The sequence below is a fragment of the Pseudomonas sp. FH4 genome (assembly GCF_000510915.2).
Classification (GTDB): domain Bacteria; phylum Pseudomonadota; class Gammaproteobacteria; order Pseudomonadales; family Pseudomonadaceae; genus Aquipseudomonas; species Aquipseudomonas brenneri.
The window spans coordinates 160173-174844 of sequence record NZ_AOHN01000007.1; the positions used below are offsets into that span (position 1 = coordinate 160173).

Consider the following 14672-nt stretch of genomic DNA (forward strand, 5'->3'; position numbering starts at 1 on the left):
CCTACTTTTGCCAGACATTAACCGAGCAAAGCACGTCCATGATGACGCAAGTGGTCCTCGATGAAGCTGGCGATAAAGAAGTAGCTGTGGTCATAGCCCGGTTGCAGGCGTAACTCCAGCGGGTGGCCGGCAGTCTTGGCAGCTTGCTGCAAGGCCTCGGGCTTGAGCTGGTTGGCCAGGAAGTCGTCGCGATCGCCCTGATCCACCAGCAATGGCAGTTTTTCCGAGGCTTCGCTGATCAACACACAGGCGTCCCATTCGCGCCACTTGGAGCGCTCTTCGCCCAGGTAGCGAGAAAAGGCTTTTTGGCCCCAAGGGCAATCCATCGGGTTATTGATCGGCGAAAATGCCGACACCGACTGATAACGCCCCGGGTTACGCAAGGCACACACCAGTGCGCCGTGGCCGCCCATGGAATGACCACTGATGCCGCGTTTGTCAGAAGCCGGGAAATGCGCCTCAACCAATGCCGGCAACTCCTGCACTACATAATCATGCATCCGATAATGCTTGCTCCAAGGTTCCTGCGTGGCATTCAGGTAGAACCCGGCACCCAGGCCAAAATCCCAGGCATTGTCCGGGTCACCCGGCACACCCGGCCCACGGGGGCTGGTATCCGGCGCGACGATGATCAACCCCAGTTCGGCAGCCATGCGTTGCGCGCCGGCCTTCTGCATGAAGTTCTCATCGGTGCAGGTCAGCCCCGACAGCCAGTACAACACCGGCAACTTGCCGCCCTGCTCCGCCTGGGGCGGCAGGTAGACGGCGAAGGTCATGTCGCAGTCCAGCATATGGGAGCGGTGTTTATAGCGTTTATGCCAGCCACCAAAACTTTTCTGGCAGGAAATATTTTCCAGGGTCATGGGAATGCTCCCAGCTACAAGCAGCCAGCTTCAAGCGACAAGTAAGATGCACTCCACCTTGCCGCTTATAGCTTTCCGCTTACCGCTGCTTCAAAAATGAATGACGGTACGAATGCTCTTGCCTTCATGCATCAGGTCGAACGCCTTATTGATATCTTCCAGGCCCATGGTGTGGGTGATGAAGGTATCCAACGGGATTTCGCCGGTCTGAGCCATCGCCACGTAGCTTGGCAACTCGCTGCGGCCACGCACGCCACCGAATGCCGAACCGCGCCAGACGCGGCCGGTCACCAGTTGGAACGGACGGGTGGCAATTTCCTGGCCGGCACCGGCGACACCGATGATCACCGACTCGCCCCAGCCTTTGTGGCAGCACTCAAGCGCTGCGCGCATCAGCTGTACATTGCCGATGCACTCGAAGGAAAAGTCCACGCCGCCGTCGGTCAAATCGACAATCACATCCTGGATCGGACGATCGTAGTCTTTCGGGTTGATGCAGTCGGTGGCGCCCAGTTGCCTGGCGATCTCGAACTTGGCCGGGTTGATATCGATGGCGATGATACGACCGGCCTTGGCTTTCACCGCACCGATCACAGCCGACAAGCCAATCCCGCCCAGGCCGAAGATAGCCACGGTATCGCCCGGCTTGACCTTGGCGGTGTTGATCACTGCACCGATCCCGGTGGTGACACCACAGCCCAGCAGGCAGACCTTTTCCAGCGGCGCTTCTTTAGGAATCTTGGCCACGGAGATTTCCGGCAGCACGGTGTACTCGGAAAAGGTCGAAGTCCCCATGTAGTGGAAAATCGGCTGCCCCTTGTAGGAAAAACGCGTAGTGCCGTCCGGCATCAGGCCTTTGCCCTGGGTCGCACGGATGGCCTGGCACAGGTTGGTCTTGCCCGACAGGCAGAATTTGCACTTGCCGCATTCCGGGGTGTAGAGCGGGATCACGTGGTCACCCACCGCTACCGAGGTCACACCCTCGCCAATCGCTTCGACCACTGCGCCGCCTTCGTGGCCGAGGATCGACGGGAAGATGCCTTCCGGATCCGCGCCCGACAGGGTGTAGGCATCGGTATGGCAAACCCCGGAAGCGACCACCCGCAGCAGGACTTCGCCAGCCTTGGGCATGGCGACATCCACTTCCACGATCTCCAGCGGTTTCTTGGCTTCAAAGGCGACAGCGGCGCGTGACTTGATCATCCGGGTTTCTCCAGGGGCTTGAAAAGTGAGACGGGCAGTGTAAAACATGGCCCACTGATTAATAATCCAGGCAAAAGCAAAACATTATTGCTACACAGGGATAATCAACATGCTGGAGAACCGCTGGGAAGGCATCGATGAATTCGTCGCCGTGGCCGAATGCAGCCAATTCACCGCCGCTGCCGAGCGCCTTGGCGTGTCCTCATCCCATATCAGCCGCCAGGTGGCACGCCTGGAAGAACGCCTGCAAACCCGCTTGCTCTATCGCAGTACCCGGCGCGTGACGCTGACCGAGGCCGGGCAGACCTTCCTACAGCATTGCCAGCGCCTGCAAGACGGGCGCGAAGAAGCCCTACGCGCCGTGGGCGACCTGACCAGCGAACCCAAAGGCATGTTGCGCATGACCTGCGCCGTGGCTTATGGCGAACGCTTCATCGTGCCGCTGGTCACCCGCTTCATGGGGCTGTATCCGCAATTGCGGGTGGACATCGAACTGAGCAATCGCCCGCTCGACCTGGTGCATGAAGGCCTGGACCTGGCGATTCGCCTGGGCCGCCTGCAGGATTCGCGGATGGTCGCCAGCCGCCTGGCACCCCGGCGCATGTACCTGTGCGCGTCGCCGTCCTACCTGGAGCGGTATGGACGCCCACATAGCTTGTCGGAGCTGAGCCGGCATAACTGCCTGATCGGCAGCTCGGATATTTGGCAGTTGGCCCAGGATGGGCGCGAGTTTTCCCAAAGGGTGCAGGGAAACTGGCGCTGCAACAGTGGGCAGGCGGTGTTGGATGCGGCGTTGCAGGGGGTCGGGTTGTGCCAGTTGCCGGATTATTACGTGCTGGAGCACTTGCACAACGGGGCGCTGGTTTCGCTGCTTGAGGCCCATCAACCGCCGAATACCGCAGTGTGGGCGCTATATCCGCAGCAGCGGCATTTGTCGCCGAAGGTGCGCAAGTTGGTGGATTACCTGAAGGAAGGGTTGGCTGGGCGAGCGGAGTATGGCGGGTGATCTGCTGGGGTGTCAGGCCCGGCCTCATCGCAGGCAAGCCAGCTCCCACACTTTGGACCGCATATACTTGGTGGGATGCGGTCAAGTGCCTGCGATAGAGTCAACTCGGTGTAACTGACTAGCGACGATTCGCCCACCGCAACCTGAGCCACTCCAAGTCTTCCGGCCGGGTCACCTTGATATTGTCCGCTCGCCCTTCAATCAGGCGTGGCGCCTGGCCGGACCATTCCATGGCCGAGGCTTCGTCGGTGATGACCGCATCGGCCACGAGGCTATCGGCCAAGGCACGGTGCAAGGCCCCAAGGCGAAACATCTGCGGCGTATAGGCTTGCCAGATCAGGCTGCGGTCAATGGTTTCCACGACCCGCCCGTGCTTGTCGACACGCTTGAGAGTGTCGCGGGCCGGTACGGCCAGCAAACCACCGACTGGATCGTCCGCCAGCTCCGCCAGCAACTTGTCGAGGTCCTCGCGGCTCAGGTTCGGCCGTGCAGCATCATGCACCAGCACCCAGTCGTCATCGCTGGCGCCCAGGGCATTGAGTTGCAGCAACGCATTGAGTACCGAGCCTGAACGCTGCGAACCACCGTCTGCGCGCTGGATACGCGGGTCGCCAGCGCATGCCAGGCTTGGCCAGTAAGGATCATCGACAGCCAGACTGACTACCAAACCCTTGAGGCTCGGATGGTCGAGAAAACAGCCAAGGCTGTGTTCGAGAATAGTGCGCCCGCCCAGTTGCAGATATTGCTTGGGACGGTCAGCAGCCATACGGGCACCGACGCCCGCGGCAGGAATCACGGCCCAGAAGGCCGGCAAACAGAAACTCATTGGGCCAACTGGTAGAGGGTTTCGCCCTCCTTGACCATGCCCAACTCATGACGAGCCCGTTCTTCAACGGTCTCCATGCCTTTTTTCAACTCAAGCACTTCGGCATCGAGCACACGGTTGCGCTCCAGCAACACCTCGTTCTCGGCGTGCTGTGCGGCAATTTGCTGGGTCAGGTCGGTTACCTGCGCCAGGCTGCCATTGCCCACCCAAAGGCGGTACTGCAGGCCAGCCAGCAGCAAGAGCAAGACGAGGAACAACCAATTGGGACTGCGCATCGAATATCGGGTATCCAGTGAAAAAAGACAGCCATGCAAAACTTTTGAAACAACTGATAGCACGAAGCCTGGAAGAACCAGGCTTGTGCTTGATAGGCATCAGATTAGTGCGCAAATTCACTCTACAGTGAGTTTTCCGACACAATCTGTTGTCTTTTTACCATCAACTACTCAGCCGCGAAACTCACCGCGACCGTTGTATTTGGCTTTACCGCCCAATTGCTCTTCGATACGCAGCAGTTGGTTGTACTTGGAAACGCGGTCGGAACGGCACAGCGAACCGGTTTTGATCTGGCCCGCCGAGGTGCCCACAGCCAGGTCGGCAATGGTCGAATCTTCGGTTTCGCCGGAGCGGTGCGAGATCACAGCCGTGTAGCCGGCAGCCTTGGCCATCTGGATGGCTTCCAGGGTTTCGGTCAGGGTGCCGATCTGGTTGAACTTGATCAGGATCGAGTTGGCAATCTTCTTGTCGATGCCTTCTTTCAGGATCTTGGTGTTGGTCACAAACAGGTCGTCGCCTACCAGTTGGACTTTTTCGCCGATCTTGTCGGTGAGGATCTTCCAGCCGTCCCAGTCGGACTCGTCCAGGCCATCTTCAATGGAGATGATCGGGTAACGTTCGCTCAAGCCTTTGAGGTAGTCAGCAAAACCTTCGGCGGTGAACACCTGGCCTTCGCCGGACAGGTTGTACTTGCCATCTTCGTAGAACTCGCTGGCCGCGCAGTCCAGGGCCAGGGTCACGTCGGTGCCCAGCTTGTAGCCAGCGTTGGCCACGGCTTCGGAGATCACTTTCAGTGCATCTTCGTTGGACGCCAGGTTCGGTGCGAAACCACCCTCATCGCCTACGGCAGTGCTCAGGCCACGGGCCTTCAGCACAGCTTTCAAGTGATGGAAAATCTCGGTGCCCATGCGCAGGCCTTCGGAGAAGGTCTTGGCGCCAACCGGCTGTACCATGAATTCCTGGATATCAACGTTGTTATCCGCATGCTCGCCACCGTTGATGATGTTCATCATCGGCACCGGCATCGAGTAGACACCCGGAGTACCGTTCAGGTTGGCAATGTGCGCGTACAACGGCAGGTCCTGATCCTGCGCAGCCGCCTTGGCAGCCGCCAGGGACACAGCAAGGATCGCATTGGCGCCGAGGCTGCCTTTGTTTTCAGTGCCGTCGAGCTTGATCATCGCGTGGTCCAGGGCTTTCTGGTCCAGCGGGTCCTTGCCCAGCAACAGGTCGCGGATCGGACCGTTGATGTTGGCTACCGCCTTGAGGACACCCTTGCCCAGGTAACGGCTCTTGTCGCCATCACGCAGTTCCAGCGCTTCGCGCGAACCGGTGGAAGCACCGGACGGCGCGCAGGCGCTGCCGATGATACCGTTATCGAGAAGCACGTCGGCTTCGACGGTGGGGTTGCCACGGGAGTCGAGAACTTCACGACCTTTGATGTCGACGATTTTTGCCATTGTTGTAAACACTCCAAAGTTGACGAAAACGACGCAGCTGAAGGAAATCTTTTGACCGACCGCAAGGGTGGAACAACGGGGCAGGCTTGCAGACGACAAGGCTCAGGCCCTAGGGCCTGAGCATAAAGCGCGGAAAGTTTACCGGAGAAACGCGGGTTACGCGGTTTCTACCGTCGGAAAACTCTTGACCAGTTCGTCCAACTGCTTGAGCTGGGCCAGGAATGGCTCCAGCTTGTCCAGGCGCAGGGCGCATGGGCCGTCGCACTTGGCGTTGTCCGGATCGGGATGGGCTTCCAGGAACAGGCCGGCCAGGGACTGGCTGATGCCCGCCTTGGCCAGGTCCAGCACCTGGGCACGTCGCCCACCAGCAGAATCTGCGCGACCACCCGGCATTTGCAGCGCGTGGGTCACGTCGAAGAATACCGGGTACTCGAACTGTTTCATGATGCCGAAACCGAGCATGTCCACCACGAGGTTGTTGTAGCCAAAGCTCGAACCACGCTCGCAGAGGATCAACTGGTCGTTACCCGCTTCCACGCACTTGTTCAGGATGTGTTTCATTTCCTGGGGTGCAAGGAACTGGGCTTTCTTGATATTGATCACAGCGCCGGTCTTGGCCATCGCGACAACCAGGTCGGTCTGGCGCGACAGGAAGGCCGGCAACTGGATGATGTCACACACCTCGGCGACCACCGCAGCCTGCTCAGGCTCGTGGACGTCGGTGATGATCGGCACGCCAAAGGCTTGCTTGATGTCCTGGAAGATCCGCATGCCTTCTTCAAGGCCCGGGCCGCGATAGGAGGTCACGGACGAACGGTTGGCCTTGTCGAAGCTGGCCTTGAATACATAAGGGATACCCAGTTTCTCGGTAACCTTGACGTACTCTTCACAGACCTGCATCGCCATGTCGCGGCTTTCCAGCACGTTCATGCCGCCAAACAGCACCATGGGCTTGTCGTTGGCAATCTCGATGTCGCCTACGCGAATGATCTTCTGGGCCATCAGGTTTACGCCTTCTTCTGATGTTGCGTCAGTGCAGCCTTGACGAAGCCGCTGAACAACGGGTGACCGTCGCGTGGAGTCGAGGTGAACTCAGGGTGGAACTGGCACGCGACGAACCATGGATGATCCGGTGCCTCGACCACTTCAACCAACTTGCCATCACCGGAGCGACCGGAGATTTTCAGGCCAGCTTCCTTGATCTGCGGCAGCAGGTTGTTGTTCACCTCATAACGGTGACGGTGACGCTCGACAATCACGTCCTTGCCGTAGCAGTCGTGCACCAGCGAACCGGACTCCAGCAGGCAATCCTGTGCGCCAAGGCGCATGGTGCCGCCCAGGTCGGAGGTTTCGGTACGGGTTTCAACAGCGCCGGTGGCATCTTCCCACTCGGTGATCAGGCCCACGACCGGATGGCCGCTGGTGTGATCGAACTCGGTGGAGTTGGCGTCTTTCCAGCCCAGCACGTTACGGGCGAACTCGATAACGGCCACTTGCATGCCCAGGCAGATACCCAGGTACGGCACTTTGTTCTCACGAGCGTACTGCACGGCGGTGATCTTGCCTTCCACGCCACGCAGGCCGAAACCGCCTGGAACGAGGATCGCGTCAACACCTTCGAGCAGCGCGGTGCCCTGGTTCTCGATATCTTCGGAATCGATGTAGCGCAGGTTGACCTTGGTCCGGTTGCTGATGCCGGCGTGGCTCATCGCTTCGATCAGCGACTTGTACGCGTCCAGCAGTTCCATGTACTTGCCGACCATGGCGATGGTCACTTCGTGCTCAGGGTTGAGCTTGGCGTCAACCACCGCTTCCCACTCGGACAGGTCCGCGCCATTGCACTGCAAGCCGAAACGCTCGACCACAAAATCATCCAGGCCTTGGGAATGCAGGATGCCCGGGATCTTGTAGATGGTGTCGGCGTCTTCCAGGGCAATCACCGCACGCTCTTCAACGTTGGTGAACTGGGCGATCTTGCGACGCGAGGAAATGTCGATCGGGTGATCGGAGCGGCACACCAACACGTCCGGTTGCAGGCCGATGGAACGCAGTTCCTTGACCGAGTGCTGGGTTGGCTTGGTTTTGGTTTCGCCGGCAGTGGCGATGTACGGCACCAGCGTCAGGTGCATCAGCATCGCGCGCTTGGCGCCGACTTCGAAACGCAACTGGCGGATGGCTTCGAGGAACGGTTGCGATTCGATGTCACCCACGGTGCCACCGATCTCGACCATCGCCACGTCGGCATCGCCTGCACCCTTGATGATGCGGCGCTTGATTTCGTCGGTGATGTGCGGGATCACCTGGATGGTTGCACCCAGGTAGTCACCACGGCGCTCTTTGCGCAGCACGTGCTCGTAGACACGGCCAGTGGTGAAGTTGTTGTTCTGGGTCATGGTCGTGCGGATGAACCGCTCGTAGTGGCCCAGGTCCAGGTCGGTCTCGGCGCCGTCGTGGGTGACGAACACTTCACCGTGCTGGAACGGGCTCATGGTGCCCGGGTCGACGTTGATGTACGGGTCCAGCTTGAGCATGGTGACCTTAAGTCCCCGCGCCTCCAGGATGGCCGCCAACGAAGCGGAGGCAATGCCTTTCCCCAATGAAGAAACAACACCGCCCGTGACGAATATGTAGCGCGTCATGAAAAACCCTAGAAGTCTGCGTTAAAGCGGTCGGAGCCGCCGGGGAAAGCGAAGGAAGGCCGAAGCCCCCGATCACCTGCATTAATCACAGTGCACCTTTCAAAAAAACCGCCGCGTTGTGACAGACCAGCAATGGAACACCGGTACGTTGATCGCTACACATTTTTTGGAATCGCCCAGCAAAGACTGCTTGGTAATCGGCAACGACTGTGTTTCAGGAGAATCCACAGAAGTTGTATCAAGAAGGGAGCGTAGTCTACCGGAAAGGCGCTATCAGCTCAAACCTTGATCGCAGGTTGGTGGCGTCCAATGTAATTGCCAGTCATCCCCCTGCCCTGTCGAGGCCCTGGCCAGGTTGGCCACAGCCAGCAAACGGGAGCCCTGGTACAGCAGCGGCAATCTGCCACGGACAAAGCCCGGCACCGCACTTTCGTTGAGCAAACGCTTGAGGTCACGCCGGCCACGGCCTGGCACTTCCATGATTTCACCGCCCAGGCGGTAGCCAATGCTCAAAGGCCCATCAGGGGCACATCCGCTGAAATGCAGTTGGCCGTTGCCGGGTAACTGTAGTGGGTTTTGCGGGCGCGACCAGCTCAATGGACTGTCGGAAAACTCTGACCACTGGGTAGGCAACCACCAAATGCGATCGTTGCAACGGTGCAATTGGCCGTCGGCCAAACGCCAGATGGGTTGTGCATCCGCCTTGGCATCACGTAAGGCACTCCAGCCAACCCAGTGCTCGCTATCGGGCAAGCGTGTCAAAGGCGCCAGCCAGTACCGCAAGGCGTTGCGCTGCCGGGCGTCGGAAAGAGTGCGCAACGGTGCAATGCTCAACGATGGCAGCGCCAGCCACGAAAGCCCCGACGGCTGGTTGGCGGCCTGTACATCCAGTTGCGCCAACTCATCGAGCAGCCCCTGGGCCTCTGCCAAATGCCCGGCGGTACGCGCCAGGGCATTCACAGCCTGAGGCCAGCGTGCGGTGAGCAGCGGGAACAGTTGATGGCGCAGGTAATTGCGCGAGAAGCGTGGATCGCTGTTGGATGGGTCTTCGATCCAGGTCAGTTGATGGTCGCGGGCGTAGGCTTCCAACTCGGTTCGCGATACGTCCAGCAACGGCCGCGCCAGCCCCCCCGCGCCCAAGGGACGCTGCGCCGGCATGCCGGCCAGACCGCGCACCCCAGCGCCTCGCAGCAGACGGAACAACAGGGTTTCAGCCTGATCATCACGGTGCTGGCCTGTGAGTAGCAACTCCCCTGGGCTGATCGCCTCGGCGAACGCCTGGTAGCGCGCATCACGAGCCGCACGCTCAAGACTTGCACCAGGCAGCACTTGCACATGCATGACGCGCAGCGCCACCCCTGCGGCATCACAGACCGCCTGGCAATGGGCTGGCCACGCGTCAGCCGCAGCCTGAAGGCCATGATGAACATGGATAGCCCGCAGTGGCGGCAGGGGTTGGGTTTTTGCCAGGTCGACGAGCAGGTGCAGCAGGACAGTGGAGTCGAGTCCACCGGAGTAGGCGATATGCCAGGCCGGGGCGTTGCGCCAGGGGGCGAGGGATTGCAGGAGTTTGGCGGGTAGAGCTGGTTTCATCGCACGTTACCGCCGCAAAACTGAAATACGGTAGCCAAGCATACACAAAGCAAATGTGGGAGCGGGCTTGCTCGCGATAGGGGTGTATCCGTCAGTTAATCTGGCACTGACACACTGCTATCGCGAGCAAGCCCGCTCCCACACAAGCCCGAATCCATATGGCTATGCGGTATCTTACAGGCCGTAGCTCATCAAGCGCTCGTAGCGACGAGCCAGCAGCGCTTCGTTGTCGAACTTCTTGAGCATAGCCAGCTGTTCGCAGAGTTCGGCGCGAATGGTTGCAGAAACAGCGGCCGGGTCGCGGTGAGCGCCGCCCAGTGGCTCGGCAATCACTTTGTCGACAATGCCCAGGCCTTTGAGGCGATCAGCGGTGATCCCCATGGCTTCGGCAGCATCCGGGGCCTTTTCTGCAGTTTTCCACAGGATCGAGGCACAGCCTTCCGGCGAGATCACCGCGTAGGTGGAGTATTGCAACATGTTCAACTGGTCGCAGACGCCGATGGCCAGCGCACCGCCGGAACCGCCTTCACCGATCACAGTCGCGATGATCGGGGTTTTCAGGCGCGCCATCACCCGCAGGTTCCAGGCAATCGCTTCGCTCTGGTTACGCTCTTCGGCGTCGATGCCAGGGTAGGCGCCCGGGGTGTCGATAAAGGTCAGGATCGGCATTTTGAAGCGTTCGGCCATTTCCATCAGGCGGCAGGCCTTGCGGTAGCCTTCCGGACGCGGCATACCGAAGTTGCGACGCACTTTCTCGCGCACTTCACGGCCTTTCTGGTGACCGATCACCATCACGGGCTGGTCGTCCAGGCGGGCAATACCGCCGACAATCGCCGCGTCATCGGAGAAGTGACGGTCGCCATGCAACTCGTCGAACTCGGTGAAGATGTGATCGATGTAGTCCAGGGTGTACGGACGGCGCGGGTGGCGGGCCAGGCGCGCGATCTGCCAGCTGGTCAGCTTGCCAAAGATGTCTTCGGTCAGCGTCTTGCTCTTGTCTTGCAGGCGCAAGATTTCATCGCCGATATTCAGCGAATTGTCATTGCCGACCAGGCGCAGCTCTTCGATCTTGGCTTGCAGGTCAGCGATCGGCTGTTCGAAATCAAGAAAATTCGGGTTCATAAGCGTCCGTCTTGGGTCGACGGCCAGGGAGTGCCAGGCCTGCCGGTGGTCTATTCGCGCCCTACCTTAAGGGAGAGGCGCGTCAAGGTCGAGATTAAATGTTGAGTCGAGGTCAGGGGCAAAACAATGGCCCTGACCGTCAACGGTATTGGAGGAAGACGTTGTCACGCCCGAACTGGTCACGCAATGCTTGAATCAAGCCATCGGCCGGGTCAATTCGCCACGTCTCACCAAACTGCAACATCGCCTTGGCATCGCTGCCGGTGTACTCCATGGTCACCGGGCACGCGCCACGGTGGCGCTTGAGCAGATCCCCCAGCCAGCGTAGCTGATCGCCCTTGAGGGCTTCGGTTTTAACCTTCAGGCGCAGGCTTTCGGCCAGGTTGGTACGGGCATCTTCCATGCTCATCACGCGCTTGATCCGCAGGCGCAGGCCGCCGGAGAAGTCATCATTGCTGACCTCCCCCTCCACCACCACCATCGCGTCGGTCTGCAACAGCGACTGCGCGGAGTGGAAGGCGTCGGCAAACAGCGACGCTTCGATACGGCCCGAGCGGTCGTCGAGGGTGATGAAACCCATCTTGTCGCCCTTTTTGTTCTTCATCACCCGCAGGGCAATGATCATCCCGGCAACGGTCTGGGTATCGCGCGCCGGCTTCAGGTCGATGATGCGCTGGCGGGCAAAACGACGGATCTCGCCTTCATATTCGTCAATCGGGTGACCGGTGAGGTACAGGCCCAGGGTGTCTTTCTCACCCTTGAGGCGTTCCTTGAGGGTCAGTTCCTTGGCCTTGCGGTGATTGGCGTACACATCGGCATCTTCTTCGACAAACAGCCCGCCAAACAGGTCGGCATGCCCGCTGTCGTGGGTACGGGCGGTTTGTTCGGCAGCCTTGATCGCTTCTTCCATGGCGGTCAGCAGCACCGCGCGATTACGGTCGATATTGGCCTGGTAGGCCTTCGGCTCGTCATGGAAATACGGCCCGAGGCGATCCAGGGCACCGCTGCGGATCAGGCCATCGAGGGTACGTTTGTTGATGCGCTTGAGATCGACCCGAGCGCAGAAATCGAACAGATCCTTGAACGGGCCGTCCTGGCGCGCCTCCGTAATCGCCTCGACCGGGCCCTCGCCCACGCCCTTGATCGCGCCCAGGCCATAGATGATGCGGCCCTCGTCGTTCACCGTGAACTTGAACTCCGAGGCGTTCACATCCGGCGCGTCGAGGCGCAGTTTCATGGTCCGCACTTCTTCGATCAAGGTCACGACCTTGTCGGTGTTGTGCATATCCGCCGAAAGTACCGCCGCCATGAACGGCGCCGGATAGTGGGCTTTCAGCCAGGCAGTCTGGTACGACACCAGGCCATAGGCGGCGGAGTGGGATTTGTTGAAGCCATAACCGGCGAATTTTTCCACCAGGTCAAAGATGTTACCGGCCAGGTCAGCGTCGATGTTGTTGGTGGCGCAGCCTTCAATGAAACCGCCGCGCTGCTTGGCCATTTCCTCGGGCTTTTTCTTACCCATGGCGCGACGCAGCATGTCTGCACCGCCGAGGGTGTAGCCGGCCATGACCTGGGCGATCTGCATCACCTGTTCCTGATACAGGATGATGCCGTAGGTCGGTGCCAGTACTGGCTTGAGGCCCTCGTACTGGTAATCGGAGTGCGGGTAGGCCAGTTCGGCGCGCCCGTGCTTACGATTGATAAAGTCATCAACCATGCCCGATTGCAGCGGGCCCGGACGGAACAGGGCCACCAGTGCGATCAAGTCTTCCAGGCAGTCGGGCTTGAGCTTTTTGATCAGCTCCTTCATGCCGCGCGATTCAAGCTGGAACACCGCGGTGGTCTCGGCTTTTTGCAGCAGGGCGTAGGTTGGCTTGTCGTCCAGCGGGATAAACGCGATGTCCAGCGGCGCCTCATCGACCTTGGCCCGCTCGCGGTTGATCGTCTTGAGCGCCCAATCGATGATCGTCAGGGTCCGCAGGCCGAGGAAGTCGAACTTCACCAGGCCGGCCGCCTCCACGTCATCCTTGTCGAACTGGGTTACCAGGCCACCGCCTTCTTCGTCGCAATAGATCGGCGAAAAGTCTGTCAGCTTGGTCGGCGCGATTACTACACCACCGGCGTGCTTACCGACGTTACGTACCACGCCTTCGAGCTTGCGGGCCATGTCCCAGATTTCGGCAGCTTCTTCATCGATTTTGATGAAGTCGCGCAGGATTTCTTCCTGCTCGTAGGCCTTTTCCAGGGTCATGCCGACTTCAAAGGGAATCATCTTCGACAAACGGTCCGCCAGGCCGTAGGACTTGCCCTGCACCCGCGCCACGTCGCGGATGACCGCCTTGGCCGCCATGGAACCGAAAGTAATGATCTGGCTTACCGCGTTACGCCCGTATTTTTCGGCCACATATTCGATGACCCGGTCGCGACCATCCATGCAGAAGTCGACGTCGAAGTCGGGCATCGATACCCGTTCCGGGTTCAGGAAGCGTTCGAACAGCAGGTCATATTCCAGCGGATCAAGGTCGGTGATCTTCTGCACATAGGCCACCAGCGACCCGGCACCCGACCCCCGGCCAGGCCCCACCGGCACCCCGTTGCTTTTGGCCCACTGGATAAAGTCCATTACGATCAGGAAGTAACCGGGGAACCCCATCTGGATGATGATATCCAGCTCGAAATTCAGCCGGTCGACATACACCTGGCGCTTGGCTTCGTAATCTTCAGTGGTGTCCTTGGGCAGCAGAACGGAAAGACGCTCTTCCAGGCCATCAAAGGACACCTTGCGGAAATACTCATCGATGGTCATGCCATCGGGAATCGGGAAGTTGGGCAAGAAGTGCTTGCCCAGCTTCACTTCAATATTGCAGCGCTTGGCAATTTCGACGGAGTTTTCCAGCGCCTCGGGCAGGTCACTGAACAGCTCGGCCATTTCTTCGGCACTTTTGAGGTATTGCTCTTCGCTATAGTTCTTCGAGCGACGTGGATCGTCCAGCGCCCGGCCTTCACCGATGCAGACGCGGGTTTCGTGGGCCTCGAAGTCTTCTTTCTTGATAAAGCGCACATCGTTGGTGGCCACCAGCGGCGCACCCAGCTTTTCGGCCAGGGCCACGGCGGCATGCAAGTGTTCTTCGTCGTTGGGGCGGTTGGTGCGCTGCACTTCCAGGTAGAAGCGGCCCGGGAAGACCTGCATCCACTCGCTCGCCAGTACCTCTGCCTCGTGCGGATTACCGCCGAGCAGCGCGATCCCGATCTCGCCCTCTTTAGCCGCCGACAGCATGATCAGGCCTTCGCTGGCCTCGGCAACCCATTCACGCTCGATGATGATCGAGCCATTGCGCTGGCCGTCGATGAAACCACGGGAAATCAGTTCAGTCAGGTTGCGATAACCCACGCCATTCATCGCCAACAGGCTGATACGGCTCAGGGCGTTGTCCGGGTCTTTGTTGGACAGCCAGAGGTCGGCACCGCAGATCGGCTTGATCCCGGCGCCCATGGCATTTTTGTAGAACTTGACCAGGGAACACATGTTGTTCTGGTCAGTGACCGCAACGGCAGGCATGTTCATGCCCACCAGGGTTTTGACCAGCGGTTTGATCCGTACCAGGCCGTCGACCAGGGAATATTCAGTGTGCAGGCGCAGGTGAACGAATGAAGCCGGCATAGTGATCCTGTCTAGATACGTGT

Annotated in this window: 11 protein-coding genes; 1 reads left to right on the forward strand and 10 read right to left on the reverse strand. The window is 59.6% G+C overall.

The features are described 5' to 3' along the window. Nucleotides 1-17: 17 nt before the first annotated feature. The gene (gene fghA / locus H097_RS05615; RefSeq protein ID WP_191982818.1) at nt 18-869 is read right to left on the reverse strand and encodes an S-formylglutathione hydrolase; all 852 of its coding nucleotides are present in this window, start codon (nt 867-869) and stop codon (nt 18-20) included. Between the two features lie 84 nt (nt 870-953). Further along, complete coding sequence (locus H097_RS05620) at nt 954-2066, reverse strand: S-(hydroxymethyl)glutathione dehydrogenase/class III alcohol dehydrogenase (protein WP_032858146.1); 1113 nt, start codon at nt 2064-2066, stop codon at nt 954-956. 109 nt (nt 2067-2175) lie between these two features. Here H097_RS05620 and H097_RS05625 point away from each other — a divergent pair, with 109 nt between their 5' ends. Next, nucleotides 2176-3072, forward strand: coding sequence for a LysR substrate-binding domain-containing protein (locus tag H097_RS05625; RefSeq protein WP_032858147.1), 897 nt, complete (start codon nt 2176-2178; stop codon nt 3070-3072). Nucleotides 3073-3190: 118 nt separating this feature from the next. Here H097_RS05625 and ispD read toward each other — a convergent pair whose 3' ends face one another. From ispD to dnaE, 8 genes are all read right to left on the reverse strand, one after another. Next, a complete protein-coding gene (gene ispD, locus H097_RS05630; RefSeq protein WP_032858149.1) occupies nt 3191-3898 on the reverse strand; it encodes a 2-C-methyl-D-erythritol 4-phosphate cytidylyltransferase in 708 nt (235 codons plus the stop codon). Beyond that, nucleotides 3895-4173, reverse strand: coding sequence for a cell division protein FtsB (gene ftsB, locus H097_RS05635; RefSeq protein ID WP_029297251.1), 279 nt, complete (start codon nt 4171-4173; stop codon nt 3895-3897). Before ftsB ends, ispD begins: the two co-directional genes overlap by 4 nt. 171 nt (nt 4174-4344) lie before the next feature. Next, nucleotides 4345-5634 (reverse strand): phosphopyruvate hydratase, encoded by a 1290-nt coding sequence (gene eno / locus H097_RS05640; RefSeq protein WP_032858151.1) that lies wholly within the window; start codon nt 5632-5634, stop codon nt 4345-4347. Nucleotides 5635-5790: 156 nt separating this feature from the next. Next, nucleotides 5791-6636, reverse strand: coding sequence for a 3-deoxy-8-phosphooctulonate synthase (kdsA, locus tag H097_RS05645; RefSeq protein WP_010212442.1), 846 nt, complete (start codon nt 6634-6636; stop codon nt 5791-5793). A gap of 5 nt (nt 6637-6641) precedes the next feature. Continuing rightward, nucleotides 6642-8273 carry a CTP synthase gene (locus tag H097_RS05650; RefSeq protein ID WP_029297256.1) on the reverse strand — a complete coding sequence of 544 codons (1632 nt, stop codon included), beginning with the start codon at nt 8271-8273 and terminating at the stop codon, nt 6642-6644. A gap of 273 nt (nt 8274-8546) precedes the next feature. Then, a complete protein-coding gene (gene tilS, locus H097_RS05655) occupies nt 8547-9866 on the reverse strand; it encodes a tRNA lysidine(34) synthetase TilS (RefSeq protein WP_032858153.1) in 1320 nt (439 codons plus the stop codon). A gap of 174 nt (nt 9867-10040) precedes the next feature. Further along, the gene (locus H097_RS05660) at nt 10041-10988 is read right to left on the reverse strand and encodes an acetyl-CoA carboxylase carboxyltransferase subunit alpha (protein WP_032858155.1); all 948 of its coding nucleotides are present in this window, start codon (nt 10986-10988) and stop codon (nt 10041-10043) included. 139 nt (nt 10989-11127) lie between these two features. Further along, the gene (dnaE, locus tag H097_RS05665; RefSeq protein WP_032858156.1) at nt 11128-14649 is read right to left on the reverse strand and encodes a DNA polymerase III subunit alpha; all 3522 of its coding nucleotides are present in this window, start codon (nt 14647-14649) and stop codon (nt 11128-11130) included. Nucleotides 14650-14672 lie beyond the last annotated feature (23 nt).